General features: G+C 48.3%; 13 protein-coding genes and 2 other RNA genes. 10 read left to right on the top strand and 5 right to left on the bottom strand.

The features are described 5' to 3' along the window. The 4 genes from ACLJZ5_RS21890 to pnuC all read left to right on the top strand — a co-directional run. Positions 1 to 151: non-coding RNA, RtT sRNA (locus ACLJZ5_RS21890), on the top strand; the annotation flags it as partial. Between the two features lie 29 nt (positions 152 to 180). Continuing rightward, positions 181 to 306, top strand: a non-coding RNA gene (locus ACLJZ5_RS21885) — RtT sRNA. Between the two features lie 392 nt (positions 307 to 698). Next, complete coding sequence (gene nadA / locus ACLJZ5_RS21880) at positions 699 to 1,742, top strand: quinolinate synthase NadA (protein ID WP_024797675.1); 1,044 nt, start codon at positions 699 to 701, stop codon at positions 1,740 to 1,742. Between the two features lie 24 nt (positions 1,743 to 1,766). Then, positions 1,767 to 2,486 carry a nicotinamide riboside transporter PnuC gene (gene pnuC, locus ACLJZ5_RS21875; protein WP_000345366.1) on the top strand — a complete coding sequence of 240 codons (720 nt, stop codon included), beginning with the start codon at positions 1,767 to 1,769 and terminating at the stop codon, positions 2,484 to 2,486. Here the strand turns inward: pnuC and zitB are convergent. Together zitB and ACLJZ5_RS21865 are read right to left on the bottom strand one after the other, a co-directional pair. Continuing rightward, the gene (gene zitB, locus ACLJZ5_RS21870) at positions 2,483 to 3,421 is read right to left on the bottom strand and encodes a CDF family zinc transporter ZitB (RefSeq protein ID WP_000951250.1); all 939 of its coding nucleotides are present in this window, start codon (positions 3,419 to 3,421) and stop codon (positions 2,483 to 2,485) included. The genes pnuC and zitB overlap by 4 nt on opposite strands. Positions 3,422 to 3,531: 110 nt before the next feature. Beyond that, positions 3,532 to 3,918, bottom strand: coding sequence for a YbgS-like family protein (locus ACLJZ5_RS21865; protein ID WP_000784380.1), 387 nt, complete (start codon positions 3,916 to 3,918; stop codon positions 3,532 to 3,534). Between the two features lie 319 nt (positions 3,919 to 4,237). On the opposite strand from ACLJZ5_RS21865, the gene aroG reads away from it, so the two are divergent. Beyond that, positions 4,238 to 5,290: a 3-deoxy-7-phosphoheptulonate synthase AroG gene (gene aroG, locus ACLJZ5_RS21860; RefSeq protein WP_001109234.1), complete on the top strand. Its 1,053-nt coding sequence runs from the start codon at positions 4,238 to 4,240 to the stop codon at positions 5,288 to 5,290. Between the two features lie 93 nt (positions 5,291 to 5,383). On the opposite strand, the gene ACLJZ5_RS21855 is transcribed toward aroG, so the two are convergent. Together ACLJZ5_RS21855 and ACLJZ5_RS21850 are read right to left on the bottom strand one after the other, a co-directional pair. Beyond that, entirely contained in the window at positions 5,384 to 5,929 is a 546-nt protein-coding gene (locus ACLJZ5_RS21855) for a FumA C-terminus/TtdB family hydratase beta subunit (RefSeq protein ID WP_000970374.1), read from the bottom strand. Between the two features lie 14 nt (positions 5,930 to 5,943). After that, positions 5,944 to 6,789, bottom strand: coding sequence for a fumarate hydratase (locus ACLJZ5_RS21850; RefSeq protein ID WP_000086831.1), 846 nt, complete (start codon positions 6,787 to 6,789; stop codon positions 5,944 to 5,946). Between the two features lie 129 nt (positions 6,790 to 6,918). Between ACLJZ5_RS21850 and ACLJZ5_RS21845 the strand changes: the two genes are divergently transcribed. Then, positions 6,919 to 7,809: a LysR family transcriptional regulator gene (locus tag ACLJZ5_RS21845; protein ID WP_000405927.1), complete on the top strand. Its 891-nt coding sequence runs from the start codon at positions 6,919 to 6,921 to the stop codon at positions 7,807 to 7,809. On the opposite strand, the gene ACLJZ5_RS21840 is transcribed toward ACLJZ5_RS21845, so the two are convergent. After that, positions 7,810 to 8,793, bottom strand: a complete 984-nt coding sequence (locus ACLJZ5_RS21840; RefSeq protein ID WP_077914051.1) for a LysR family transcriptional regulator — start codon at positions 8,791 to 8,793, stop codon at positions 7,810 to 7,812. 222 nt (positions 8,794 to 9,015) lie between these two features. Between ACLJZ5_RS21840 and ACLJZ5_RS21835 the strand changes: the two genes are divergently transcribed. The 4 genes from ACLJZ5_RS21835 to ACLJZ5_RS21820 form a co-directional block, all read left to right on the top strand. Beyond that, on the top strand, positions 9,016 to 10,284 hold the full coding sequence (locus ACLJZ5_RS21835) for an SLC13 family permease (protein WP_024797673.1): 1,269 nt from the start codon (positions 9,016 to 9,018) through the stop codon (positions 10,282 to 10,284). Positions 10,285 to 10,333: 49 nt separating this feature from the next. Then, positions 10,334 to 10,582 carry an oxaloacetate decarboxylase subunit gamma gene (locus ACLJZ5_RS21830; protein ID WP_001089087.1) on the top strand — a complete coding sequence of 83 codons (249 nt, stop codon included), beginning with the start codon at positions 10,334 to 10,336 and terminating at the stop codon, positions 10,580 to 10,582. A 15-nt stretch (positions 10,583 to 10,597) separates the two neighbouring features. Further along, positions 10,598 to 12,364 carry a sodium-extruding oxaloacetate decarboxylase subunit alpha gene (oadA, locus tag ACLJZ5_RS21825; RefSeq protein WP_080161336.1) on the top strand — a complete coding sequence of 589 codons (1,767 nt, stop codon included), beginning with the start codon at positions 10,598 to 10,600 and terminating at the stop codon, positions 12,362 to 12,364. A 12-nt stretch (positions 12,365 to 12,376) separates the two neighbouring features. Continuing rightward, positions 12,377 to 12,450, top strand: a 74-nt coding sequence (locus ACLJZ5_RS21820; RefSeq protein ID WP_223196927.1) for a hypothetical protein, incomplete at its 3' end; no start/stop codon positions are given.

The raw sequence follows: 12,450 nt of genomic DNA, 5'->3' as shown, positions 1-12,450 counted from the left end.
CAGTTGACTTTTAATCAATTGGTCGCAGGTTCGAATCCTGCACGACCCACCAATTTAACATCAAACTCAGATGTTGAGCGTGAAGGATAACGTTGCGTCAGCAACGGCCCGTAGGGCGAGGCGAAGCCGAGTCATCCTGCACGACCCACCAATGTAAAAAAGCGCCCTAAAGGCGCTTTTTTGCTATCTGCGATATGGAAGATTCGAACCTGCCGCAGGTTCGGGTCGAACGCAGTGAGACAACGGAGCCGTTTACGGCGACGGCCCGAAGGGCGAGCGAAGCGAGTCATCCTGCACGACCCACCAATTTAACATCAAACTCAGATGTTGAACGTGAAGGATAACGTTGCGTCAGCAACGGCCCGTAGGGCGAGGCGAAGCCGAGTCATCCTGCACGACCCACCAATGTAAAAGAGGGCGCTGGCGGCGCCTTTTTGCTATCTGCAATATGAAGATTCGAACCTGCAGCAGGTTTGGGTCTTGCCTGATGCGCTGCGCTTATCAGGCCTACAGACGGCACCGCTCATGTAGGCCAGATAAGGCGTTACGCCGCCATCAGACACAGGGCCACGTAATTATTGTGACTTTCCTTATTGGATCGGCTATCTTGTTTAGCATATAAAACAAATTAACTGATTGTGGCGTTTATTGCGCTTTCATTCGGTTATTTCGTTAAGTCAGTAAAACGAGAAGCCACGATGAGCGTAATGTTTGACCCACAAGCCGCAATCTACCCGTTCCCGCCGAAACCAACGCCGTTGAACGACGATGAAAAGCAATTTTATCGTGAGAAAATCAAGCGGTTGCTCAAAGAGCGCAATGCCGTCATGGTGGCGCACTACTACACCGATCCGGAAATACAACAGTTAGCACAAGAAACCGGCGGCTGTATTTCCGACTCACTGGAAATGGCCCGTTTCGGCGCGAAGCACGCCGCATCCACGCTGCTGGTAGCGGGCGTACGGTTTATGGGGGAAACCGCCAAAATCCTCAGCCCGGAAAAGACCATTCTTATGCCTACCCTGGCGGCGGAATGTTCGCTGGATTTAGGCTGCCCAATAGACGAATTTAGCGCTTTTTGTGATGCGCATCCTGACAGAACCGTAGTGGTCTACGCTAACACCTCGGCTGCTGTTAAAGCGCGTGCGGACTGGGTTGTGACCTCCAGTATCGCCGTAGAATTGATTGAGCATCTGGATAGTTTGGGGGAAAAAATTATCTGGGCGCCGGACAGACACCTGGGGAATTACGTGCAAAAACAGACTGGGGCCGATGTACTGTGTTGGCAAGGGGCGTGTATCGTGCATGACGAGTTTAAAACCCAGGCGTTGACCCGTTTAAAAAAAATCTATCCCGATGCCGCTCTTCTGGTTCACCCTGAATCGCCGCAGTCCATTGTCGAGATGGCCGATGCGGTGGGCTCCACCAGTCAGCTTATTAAGGCGGCAAAAACGCTGCCGCACAGACAGCTTATCGTGGCGACCGATCGCGGCATCTTCTACAAAATGCAGCAGGCGGTGCCTGAAAAAGAACTGCTTGAAGCGCCCACGGCTGGCGAGGGGGCGACCTGCCGTAGCTGCGCGCACTGTCCGTGGATGGCGATGAATGGCCTGAAAGCCATTGCTGAAGGGCTGGAGCAGGGAGGCGCGGCGCATGAAATACAGGTTGATGCGGCGCTACGCGAGGGCGCATTACTGCCGCTCAACCGGATGCTGGATTTTGCGGCTACACTTCGGGCGTAAAGACGGAAATCTTTGGGGGAGAGAATGGATTTTTTTAGTACGCACAACATACTGATTCATATTCCGATTGGCGCTGGCGGGTACGATCTCTCGTGGATCGAAGCGGTAGGAACCATCGCCGGCCTGCTCTGTATTTGGCTTGCCAGTCTGGAGAAGATCAGCAACTACTTTTTTGGACTGGTTAACGTCACCCTGTTTGCGATTATTTTCTTTCAGATCCAGCTTTATGCCAGCCTGTTGCTGCAACTCTTTTTCTTTGCCGCCAATATTTATGGCTGGTATGCGTGGTCGCGGCAAACAAAGGATAATCAAGCCGAGCTTAAAATCCGCTGGCTGCCGTTGCCAAAAGCAATGGCATGGCTGGCGATATGTGTGATAGCTATCGGTTTGATGACGCGATATATCGATCCCGTATTCGCCGTCCTGACGCGCGTGGCCGTCGCCATTATGCAGATGCTGGGGTTACAGGTGACAATGCCTGTACTGCAACCGGACGCTTTCCCGTTCTGGGACTCTTGCATGATGGTGCTGTCTATCGCGGCGATGATTCTGATGACACGCAAATATGTCGAAAACTGGCTCCTGTGGGTGGTAATCAACGTGATCAGTGTGGTGATTTTTGCTTTGCAGGGCGTCTATGCGATGTCGCTGGAATATCTGATCCTGACATTTATCGCCGTGAACGGTAGCCGCCTGTGGATAAACAGCGCGCGGGAGCGAGGATCGCGCGCGTTTTCCCGTTAATGGTGATGAACATGCCCGGATGGCGTCTGATTCAGGTGACAGTCCGGGCCGTGACACACTTGATACTCCATCTGAATCGTGGCGTGCGCAATATGGTATTCGTGCATCAGGAAATCCTGGATACGTTCCAGCAGCGCATCATGGTCGTGTGGCGGAATGACCTGAGCGTGCAATGTCATGACCGGTTTTTCGCCGACCATCCAGACATGCACATGGTGTACGTTGCGGACTTCGGGGATTTCCCGGCTTAAATGGCGCTGTAAGGCATTAATATCCAGTGAAACCGGCGCGCCTTCCAGCAATTCGTTGACGCTATCTTTTAACAAACGCCAGGCGCTGCGTAACACCAGTACCGAAACCAGAATAGAGAGAATCGGGTCCGCTGGCGTCCAGCCCGTCCAGATAATGATCAACGCGGCGACTATTGCGCCGACGGAACCCAGCAAATCGCCCATCACATGTAGCGCGGCAGCGCGCACGTTCAGATTTTTTTCATCGCTTCCCCGATGGAGAATCCAGAATGCAAACAGGTTCGCCAGCAGACCCGCGACCGCAATCACCATCATCAGATTACCCGCCACCGGACGTGGCGTGTAAAAGCGCTCTATCGCTTCCCAGACAATGAGAAGGGTAATGACCACCAACGCAATGGCATTCACAAAGGCCGCCAGTGTGGTGAGTCTTAGCCAGCCAAAAGTGTGGCGAACAGTCGGGGGGCGACGGGAAAATTGAACCGCCAGCAGCGCAAAGAGAAGGGCCGCCGCGTCGGTGAGCATATGTCCCGCATCCGCCAACAACGCCAGAGAGCCGGAGAGTATCCCGCCCACCACCTCAAGGAGCATAAATCCGGCAGTGACGATAAAGGCGAAAAGCAGGCGACGAGCATTATTATCTTTCGGCAGGTGTGAATCGGCATGAGAGTGTGAGTGCGCCATAACGTCATTCCTTTGTTATTCTCATCAATACTGTAGACATCATACTGATTTTTCGCTGACAAAATAAAAAGGAGAGCGAAAGCTCTCCCGTTATCAGACTTTTTTCTGCATTACTGTGTGGTACCGTCGGTTTTGGTATTCACGTCATTATTGACGCCATTACCGGTTTCCACTTTTTTATTAATATCCGGGCAGCGACCGTCTTTACACATGGTATTTTTATGCTCTTCATCCTTGGTCATTCCGTCATGATTCATGGTTGAACCGTCTGGATGCTGCATCGTGCTGTTAGTATTGCCGTTGGTATTGATGTCGTTGTTATTCACATCATTCGGCGCTACATTCTGGCGGGCGTCCGGGGCAACCTGACCGGCATTTGCCGCCGAGTTCGCCTGGCCATTACTGGATTGCGCGTTAGATTCAGCAGCTAACGCTGCGCCGCTGGCAAGGCCGAGGGTAGCGGTCAGTAAAAGCGTAGTCAGTTTTGTCATTTTCATAAGATGCTCCTGTTATGGTGGATATGTCGGATAACCTCTTCCAACAGTGCACGTGTCAGTCAAATCCTCAAATAAGGGATAAAAAGCGTTCGCCGCCGCGGGTTAACGCAGCAGAGAATCTTGCAATAATTCATAAACAGAGTGGTTACAGTTAAAAAGTGTAGGTTAGATCCCATTTTTCGCTACATTTGTGCGTTTTTTTCCTGAATTCCAGGATTATTCCGTTCAAAGTGTAAAAGCCCGTTTACACTATTTAATTGAAGAGATAGATTGGAGGGATTGCATTCATTGGGATAAGTACGGCAACACTGGAATAAACATGAATTATCAGAACGACGATTTACGCATTAAAGAAATCAACGAGTTATTACCTCCGGTCGCGCTGCTGGAAAAGTTTCCCGCCACGGAAAATGCAGCAAATACCGTTGCTCACGCGCGCAAAGCCATCCATAAAATTCTCAAAGGCAATGACGATCGTCTGCTGGTGGTGATCGGTCCTTGTTCAATTCATGATCCGGCAGCGGCGAAAGAGTATGCCGCCCGTTTGCTGGCGCTACGTGATGAGCTTCAAGGCGAGCTTGAAATTGTCATGCGCGTCTATTTTGAGAAACCGCGTACCACCGTCGGCTGGAAAGGGCTGATTAACGATCCGCATATGGATAACAGCTTCCAGATTAACGACGGTCTGCGTATTGCGCGCAAACTGCTGCTGGATATTAACGACAGCGGCCTGCCTGCCGCCGGCGAATTCCTCGATATGATCACGCCGCAATATCTGGCCGATCTGATGAGCTGGGGCGCCATTGGCGCGCGGACTACTGAATCCCAGGTTCATCGCGAACTGGCGTCTGGCCTCTCTTGTCCGGTCGGTTTTAAAAATGGTACTGATGGCACGATTAAAGTCGCCATTGACGCCATCAACGCCGCCGGCGCGCCGCATTGCTTCCTCTCCGTCACTAAATGGGGTCATTCGGCGATTGTGAATACCAGCGGCAACGGCGACTGCCATATCATTCTGCGCGGCGGTAAAGCGCCAAACTATAGCGCGCAGCATGTTGCTGAGGTGAAAGAAGGCCTCACCAAAGCGGGACTGACGCCGCAGGTCATGATCGATTTCAGCCATGCCAACTCCTGTAAGCAATTTCAAAAGCAGATGGAGGTTTGCGCCGATGTCTGTCAGCAGATAGCTGGCGGTGAAAAAGCGATTATTGGCGTGATGGTAGAGAGTCATCTGGTAGAAGGAAACCAGAGTCTGGAAAGCGGTCAGCCGCTGACCTACGGTAAAAGCATTACTGACGCCTGTATTGGCTGGGAAGATACCGATGCGCTGCTTCGTCAGTTGTCGGCAGCGGTAAAAGCCCGTCGCGGCTAAGTTTATTTTCTATCCTGTGGTGAAGCGCAGGATAGAAAACATATCGGTCCGGTAACAGTCTACCGGACCGATATTACCAATATTAATGTATTATTATTTGGCGTACTTAGGTACTTCCTGCTTCTGGAGAGTATTTCCTTCCGAATCAATTCCTACAATGACTCTATAGCGGTCAAAATATAACTTCTTAATGGATTCTGTTCCTAATTCTTCGTAGGCAACAATTTCTACTGATTTAACATGTTTTGTATTAATTGCAGACGCTCCTCCAATCCCGAGTAGCGAAACCCCACCGTATTTTTTACAAAGCTCAGCGACATAATCAGCACGATCGCCTTTGCCAAGAAACGCAGTTGCCCCTTGTTGAAACATCATTTCTACAAATGGGTCCATACGCGCGGCCGTTGTAGGACCGTTGGAGCCAATAGGTAAACCAGGTCTGGCAGGGCAGGGGCCAGCATAGTAAATCGTTTGGTTTTGAAAATCGACCGGTGATTTTTCTCCGTTACTAAGCGCTACTTCGATTTTTTTATGCGCGGCGTCACGGCAGGTGTAAGCAAATCCAGTGAGAAATAATATATCGCCGACCTTAAGAGTTTTCGCTTTCTCTTTAGTCAATGGTAATGTTAATTCCATCATAGCTTCTCCAGGTATTAAATGATTTCACTAGCGTGGCGGCTTGCATTACATTGGAAATTGATTGCGACTGGCAGTGCAGTGATATGGCAAGGATAGTAATCGACATGCACGCCTAACGCCGTAATACGCCCGCCCATACCTAAAGGGCCGATCCCTGTATTATTCACGGCCTCTAATAATTCAGCTTCGAGCTGGGCATAAAGTGGTTTAGCATTGAACTCACCAAGAGGGCGTAATAATGCTTTCTTAGCCATCCACGAACAGTGATCCATTGTACCGCCAACGCCGATACCAATAATATAAGGAGGGCATGGATTGCCTCCTACACGACGGACAGTTTCCAGAACAAAATCTTTTATACCATCAATACCATCGCCGGGAAGCAATGTTTTAAAAGTTCCCATATTTTCGCTACCGCCGCCCTTTGGCATAACGGTAATTGTCACTCGGTCACCATCAACAATTTCAGTATGTAAAATTGCAGGAGTATTATCATTAGTATTAATACGTTCTAATGGATCTGCAACCATGGATTTTCTTAAGTATCCATTTTCATAGCCCTGGCGAACACCCTGGTTCACCTGATCTTTAAGCGGCTTACCTTCCCAGCATACATGTTGTCCAATTTCCATTATAACGATACAAGTGCCGGTATCATGGCAGCATGCAAGTTGTTCTTTTTTTGCATACTCTCCATTATCAATTAATATCTTAATGGTTTCCTTGCCGATCTTTGACTCTTCTTTATCATATGCTTTACGAAAAGAACACATGAGATTATCATCCAGTTCATAACAAGCTTTTTTTACAAGTTTTTCGATAACCGGAATGATAATTTCTGTATTTAATATACGACTCATACTCCCTCCAGTGCTATGTTGCATTGTTTTATCCATTGATCACATTTTCATGATATTCGTATTCATTGCAGGAAGGAAATATGTTATTTTTATTAAATGATAAATTTTATTTATAGTAGTGGAAAATAGATGGAAATTAGACAATTAGAATATTTTGTAAGCGCTTCTTTGTTAGGTAACTTAACCAGAGTTGCTGAGCGGCATTTTGTTTCTCAACCTAATATCACCATTGCTATTAAGAAGTTAGAGACTGAATTAGGGGTGACATTATTTGATAGAAAGAAAAATAAACTTGTCCTTACTGAGGAGGGCATGTTTTTCTTACAAAAAATTGAACCTATCCTTATTGCGTTAAAAAATAGCGTAGCGGAAATGAAAGATTATCGTAATGAAAATGGTGGCATAGTAACTTTGGGGATCCCACCGATGATAAGTTTGTTTCTTTTTTCACCGCTCTTCAAGCATTTCCGGGAGATTTATCCAGAGATGGAACTCTCTCTTGTTGAAGAGGGGACTTTTGGTTTACATGATAAACTTTCTGCTGGAGAGCTGGATCTTGCTATTGTTATTATTAATGACTGTCCAAAAGAATTAGTTACGGTACCATTAATGACTCAGCAGCACGTGGTATGTATGTCAGATAAACATCCTCTGGCAAAAAAGGATAGTATCGATTGGGAAGATCTACAATATGAGCCATTGATACTAATGAAAAAAGATTCCTGGCATAGAAAAACGATTATTGAAGAATGTACAAAGCGAGGAATTCATACACATATTTTTCTATCATCAAACAGGGTTCAAACCAACATAGATCTGGTTGCTAAAAATGAAGGAATTTCTTTCATTTTGGACGCTGTCGATCTTAAAGCCGAAAAAGTAATAACCAAGGCCATGACTGAGCCGACTTATGTTACGATTGGTTTGGCCTGGAAGAAAGATAAATATTTATCATATGCAACCAGAGCGTTAATTAAATTCATTGAGGATTATATTAAAGAACATTTTACAATTAAATAATTATATTTGTTCTTCAACAAAAATTTCCCATAGCTCTTCGGCATCTGGAGGCATTCTCTTGGCTGGTCTATAAAGTCTTATTTCTATGGGTACCCATAAATTGCTTTCTTTTTCCGCTGCAGTAACAATAGTTTTAGCCTCTATATCTTGCCTGGCAAGGCTTTGAGGTATCCAGGCAACACCATCGCCAGATCTGACCATTGCCAATAGTGTTGCTGCCAGATCGGCCACAAAGGCAATATTTATATTATGGGTAATTCTGTTAATAGACGCTGTATTTGCTATTATTCTTCCCAGACCTGATTGTGATGAAAAAGAAAGGTAAGGGAATTGAATCTTATTATTTATATTCCACAACGGTTTTAACGTTTCTGAGTCTGGTTTACTGAATGGAATTAATGTATCAAACCCAAGACGAATGCTCATAAAGTTATTTTTATTCAAATTTAGATGCATATGTGGGTGATGGTGACACAGCAAAAATTGTGAATCTCCCTGCCGCATCATTTTTTCGCACGCATTCAATGAGTCAGATAAAAGACGAAATGAACCAAATTTTGCAATTTTATCACTTTGCTTTAACAAGTGCGGTACAAAAGAGAAAGACAAAGCATGCGTTGCTGAAAAAACAAGACTAGGTTGTTTATTACCTGCAGCCTCAAGGGTATCACTTTTCAATGTGTACAAGGAGTGGATCAGTTCGGGAAGCTGGTCTGTAAATACTTCTCCGGCCTTGGTAAGGGTGACTCCCCGTTTACTTCTTTCAAAAAGGGGCGTACCCACCCATTCTTCGAGAGATTGTATCCGACGACTAAATGCGGGTTGAGTCACATATCTTGAGGCAGACGCTTTTGAGAAATTCAACGTTTCTTTTAGAGCCAGACAGTCTTCGAGCCATGTTAGTTCGAGGTGATGCCGATATTGCATAAGCTGCAACCTTATTAGCATTGGATGAGTTTCATTTATATAAGTAGCATTATACACAGACAGATTTTAAGAGGAAATTATTTGATTAAACAGAAACAAAAGCAGTAAGAATATGTTATGCCTTTGTCGGGTAAGTGTTGTTATTTATGTGAGTGTATTCTTTCTCAATAGAAATTAATTAGATGTAATTTTAGTATAACATGTGATTTATGCTTGTTGCAGTTGTATTCATGACTGTAATGAGTTGTTTTTGTACCCTAATAATATAAGGACGTATACATGTCACCAGCGATTATTACTTTGTTGGTTTTAGTGGTTGCAATAATTATCTTTGTTAGCGATCGTCTTCCTATGGGATTAGTTGCATTTATGGTCCCAATGGCACTTTATTTTACCGGTGTTATCGATGCTAAGGATATTTTTGCTTCAATCGTAAATGCGAATGTTATTCTTATCGTCGCCATGTGTGTACTCGGTGCGGCATTTTTTAAAACAGGTTTGGCATGGCAATCAAGTAAAATTTTACTAAAATATGCTAAAACAGAAAGAAGCCTTAGTGTATTGATTTTTCTTATTGGTGGAGTTATGTCTGCCTTTGTTTCTAATAGCGGAACAGTTGCTGTGCTAATTCCTATTGTTTTAGGTATTGCCGCCAGTAGTCAGATTAAGCCTATTAAACTTCTTATGCCTCTGGTTTTTGGGGCAACAATCGGTGCTGACATTTCTATTATCGGTTCGCCAGGAAATCTGATTGCTAAAAATACTATTGAAACTTTTAGTCAGGGAAGTCTGTCGGTGCCATTTTTCGAATACGCTAAAATTGGTATTCCTTTGCTGATTGCATGCTCTATATTTCTCTATTTCTTCGGTTCAAAACTCATCGCAGATCGTGATGGAAATACACAATCTGATTCTCAAATGGATTATAGCCAAATTCCGGCCTGGCATAGAAATTTAACTTTAGCCGTTTTTATTCTGTCTATCGCTGGAATGGTGGCAACTGATTATATTAAGTTTCTGCCTCCAATGCATATTGTTGCATGTTGTGCGGCTATTGTTCTTGTATTCGCTGGCGTTTTAACACAAAAGGAAACTTTTAATTCTTTTGAAACGCTAACTGTTTTCATGCTTGCGTTTATGATGCCTTTAGGTGCCGCGCTTAATTCTACTGGTGCTGGAGAAATGATTGCCAATGCCGTTATTTCAGTAACCGGAGATTCTGGCGTTATGATTATTATGGCGTCATTGTGGATACTTACATGGGCTTTGACTCAAGTAATGAGTAACACTGCAGCATGTACGTTGTTATGCCCGGTAGGATGGACTATCGCACAGTCTATTGGCGCAGACCCTCGTGCAGTTGTTATTGCTGTTTTTATTGCGAGTAGTGTTGCTGTTTGTACCCCAATGGCTATTCCAGCAAACTCAATGATTATTGGCCCGGGGAATGTTAAATTTAAAGATTTCTTAAAACCCGGATTGGCGATTAGTTTGGTTTGTTTTATCGTTAGTATGATTTTACTACCGGTATTTTATCCATTCTATTAATGCCTGATATTACTTTTCTATTTTAGATTATTAAATTTGAGACTTTATTATGAATAGTTCGGTGCTATTAGGTGAAGGCTTCACCCTGATGTTCCTCGGCATGGGATTCGTGCTGGCGTTTCTGTTCCTGCTGATTTTCGCCATCCGCGGCATGTCCGCCGCCGTCAACCGCTTCTTCCCTGAACCGGTCCCGGTACCGAAGGCGGCACCTGCCGCCGCCGCGCCCGCGGACGACTTCGCCCGCTTAAAGCCGGTGATTGCCGCCGCTATCCACCACCATCGCCGCCTTAACCCTTAATTCACGGAGGAATCCATGACCGTTGCCATTACCGATGTCGTCCTGCGCGACGCCCACCAGTCCCTGTTCGCCACCCGCCTGCGCCTTGACGATATGTTGCCGATTGCCGCTCAGCTCGACGATGTGGGCTACGGCTCCCTCGAATGCTGGGGCGGCGCCACCTTTGACGCCTGCATCCGCTTCCTCGGCGAAGACCCGTGGGTCCGCCTGCGCGAGCTGAAAAAGGCCATGCCGAAGACCCCCCTGCAGATGCTGCTGCGCGGCCAGAACCTGCTCGGCTACCGCCACTACGCCGATGACGTGGTGGAGCGCTTTGTTGAGCGCGCCGTCAAAAACGGCATGGACGTGTTCCGCGTCTTCGATGCCATGAACGACCCGCGCAATATGAAAGCCGCCCTGCAGGCGGTGCGCAGCCACGGCGCCCACGCCCAGGGCACGCTCTCGTACACCACCAGCCCGGCGCACACCCTGCAGACCTGGCTGGATTTAACGGAGCAACTGCTGGAAACCGGCGTTGACTCGATTGCCATCAAGGATATGTCCGGCATTCTTACACCGATGGCGGCGTATGAGCTGGTCAGCGAAATCAAAAAACGTTTTGAGGTGCGCCTGCACCTGCACTGTCACGCCACCACCGGGATGGCAGAGATGGCGCTGCTGAAGGCCATCGAGGCGGGTGTTGACGGCGTGGACACGGCGATTTCGTCCATGAGCGCCACCTACGGCCACCCGGCCACCGAAGCGCTGGTGGCGACGTTGGCAGGTACTGAGCACGACACCGGGCTGGATATCCTGAAGCTGGAAAATATCGCCGCGTACTTCCGCGAGGTGCGCAAAAAGTATCACGCCTTTGAAGGCCAGCTGAAGGGCTACGACAGCCGTATTCTGGTGGCCCAGGTACCGGGCGGAATGCTGACCAACCTCGAAAGCCAGCTGAAGCAGCAGAACGCGGCGGACAGGCTGGACCAGGTGCTGGCGGAAATCCCCCGCGTGCGCGAGGACCTTGGCTTTATCCCGCTGGTGACCCCCACCTCGCAGATTGTCGGCACCCAGGCGGTGCTCAACGTCCTGACCGGCGAACGCTACAAGACCATCGCGAAGGAAACCGCCGGGATACTGAAAGGCGAATACGGCCACACCCCGGTGCCGGTTAACGCGGCGCTACAGGCCCGCGTGCTGGAAGGGGCTGCCCCGGTGACCTGCCGCCCGGCGGATTTACTCAAACCGGAGCTGGCTGAACTGGAAGCCGACGTCAGGCGCCTGGCGCAGGAGAAGGGCATTCAGCTTGCGGGAAACGCCATCGACGACGTCCTCACCGTGGCGCTGTTCCCGCAGATTGGTCTCAAATTCCTTGAGAACCGCCACAACCCGGCGGCGTTTGAGCCACTGCCGCAGGCGGAAAGCACGAAACCGGCCCCGGCGGCAAAACCCGCCGCTTCCGGTATCTACACCGTCGAAGTAGAGGGCAAAGCCTTTGTGGTGAAGGTCAGCGACGGCGGCGATATCAGCCAGCTGACTGCTGCCGTTCCTGCTGCCTCTTCTGCTCCTGCCACCGCCCCGGCAGGCGCCGGCACCCCGGTCACCGCGCCGCTGGCGGGCAACATCTGGAAGGTGATTGCCACTGAAGGCCAGAGCGTGGCCGAAGGCGACGTGCTGCTGATTCTGGAAGCCATGAAGATGGAGACCGAAATCCGCGCCGCGCAGGCCGGGACGGTACGCGGTATTGCGGTGAAGTCCGGGGACGCGGTCTCCGTGGGCGACACCCTGATGACGCTGGCGTAACGGAGAACTGAAATGGAAAGTCTGAACGCCCTGCTTCAGGGCATGGGGCTGATGCACCTTGGCGCAGGCCAGGCCATCATGCTGCT

This window comes from Salmonella sp. 5800, from assembly GCF_046558195.1.
GTDB lineage: Bacteria > Pseudomonadota > Gammaproteobacteria > Enterobacterales > Enterobacteriaceae > Salmonella > Salmonella enterica.
This window is presented reverse-complemented; position numbering and strand designations above follow the sequence as displayed.

Coding starts and splice junctions, on each gene's coding strand:
- ACLJZ5_RS21855 (WP_000970374.1), bottom strand. CDS start 5,929: ATGATGGAATTAACATTACCATTGACTAAAGAGAAAGCGAAAACTCTT.
- ACLJZ5_RS21845 (WP_000405927.1), top strand. CDS start 6,919: ATGGAAATTAGACAATTAGAATATTTTGTAAGCGCTTCTTTGTTAGGT.
- ACLJZ5_RS21850 (WP_000086831.1), bottom strand. CDS start 6,789: ATGAGTCGTATATTAAATACAGAAATTATCATTCCGGTTATCGAAAAA.
- nadA (WP_024797675.1), top strand. CDS start 699: ATGAGCGTAATGTTTGACCCACAAGCCGCAATCTACCCGTTCCCGCCG.
- aroG (WP_001109234.1), top strand. CDS start 4,238: ATGAATTATCAGAACGACGATTTACGCATTAAAGAAATCAACGAGTTA.
- ACLJZ5_RS21865 (WP_000784380.1), bottom strand. CDS start 3,918: ATGAAAATGACAAAACTGACTACGCTTTTACTGACCGCTACCCTCGGC.
- zitB (WP_000951250.1), bottom strand. CDS start 3,421: ATGGCGCACTCACACTCTCATGCCGATTCACACCTGCCGAAAGATAAT.
- oadA (WP_080161336.1), top strand. CDS start 10,598: ATGACCGTTGCCATTACCGATGTCGTCCTGCGCGACGCCCACCAGTCC.
- ACLJZ5_RS21835 (WP_024797673.1), top strand. CDS start 9,016: ATGTCACCAGCGATTATTACTTTGTTGGTTTTAGTGGTTGCAATAATT.
- pnuC (WP_000345366.1), top strand. CDS start 1,767: ATGGATTTTTTTAGTACGCACAACATACTGATTCATATTCCGATTGGC.
- ACLJZ5_RS21830 (WP_001089087.1), top strand. CDS start 10,334: ATGAATAGTTCGGTGCTATTAGGTGAAGGCTTCACCCTGATGTTCCTC.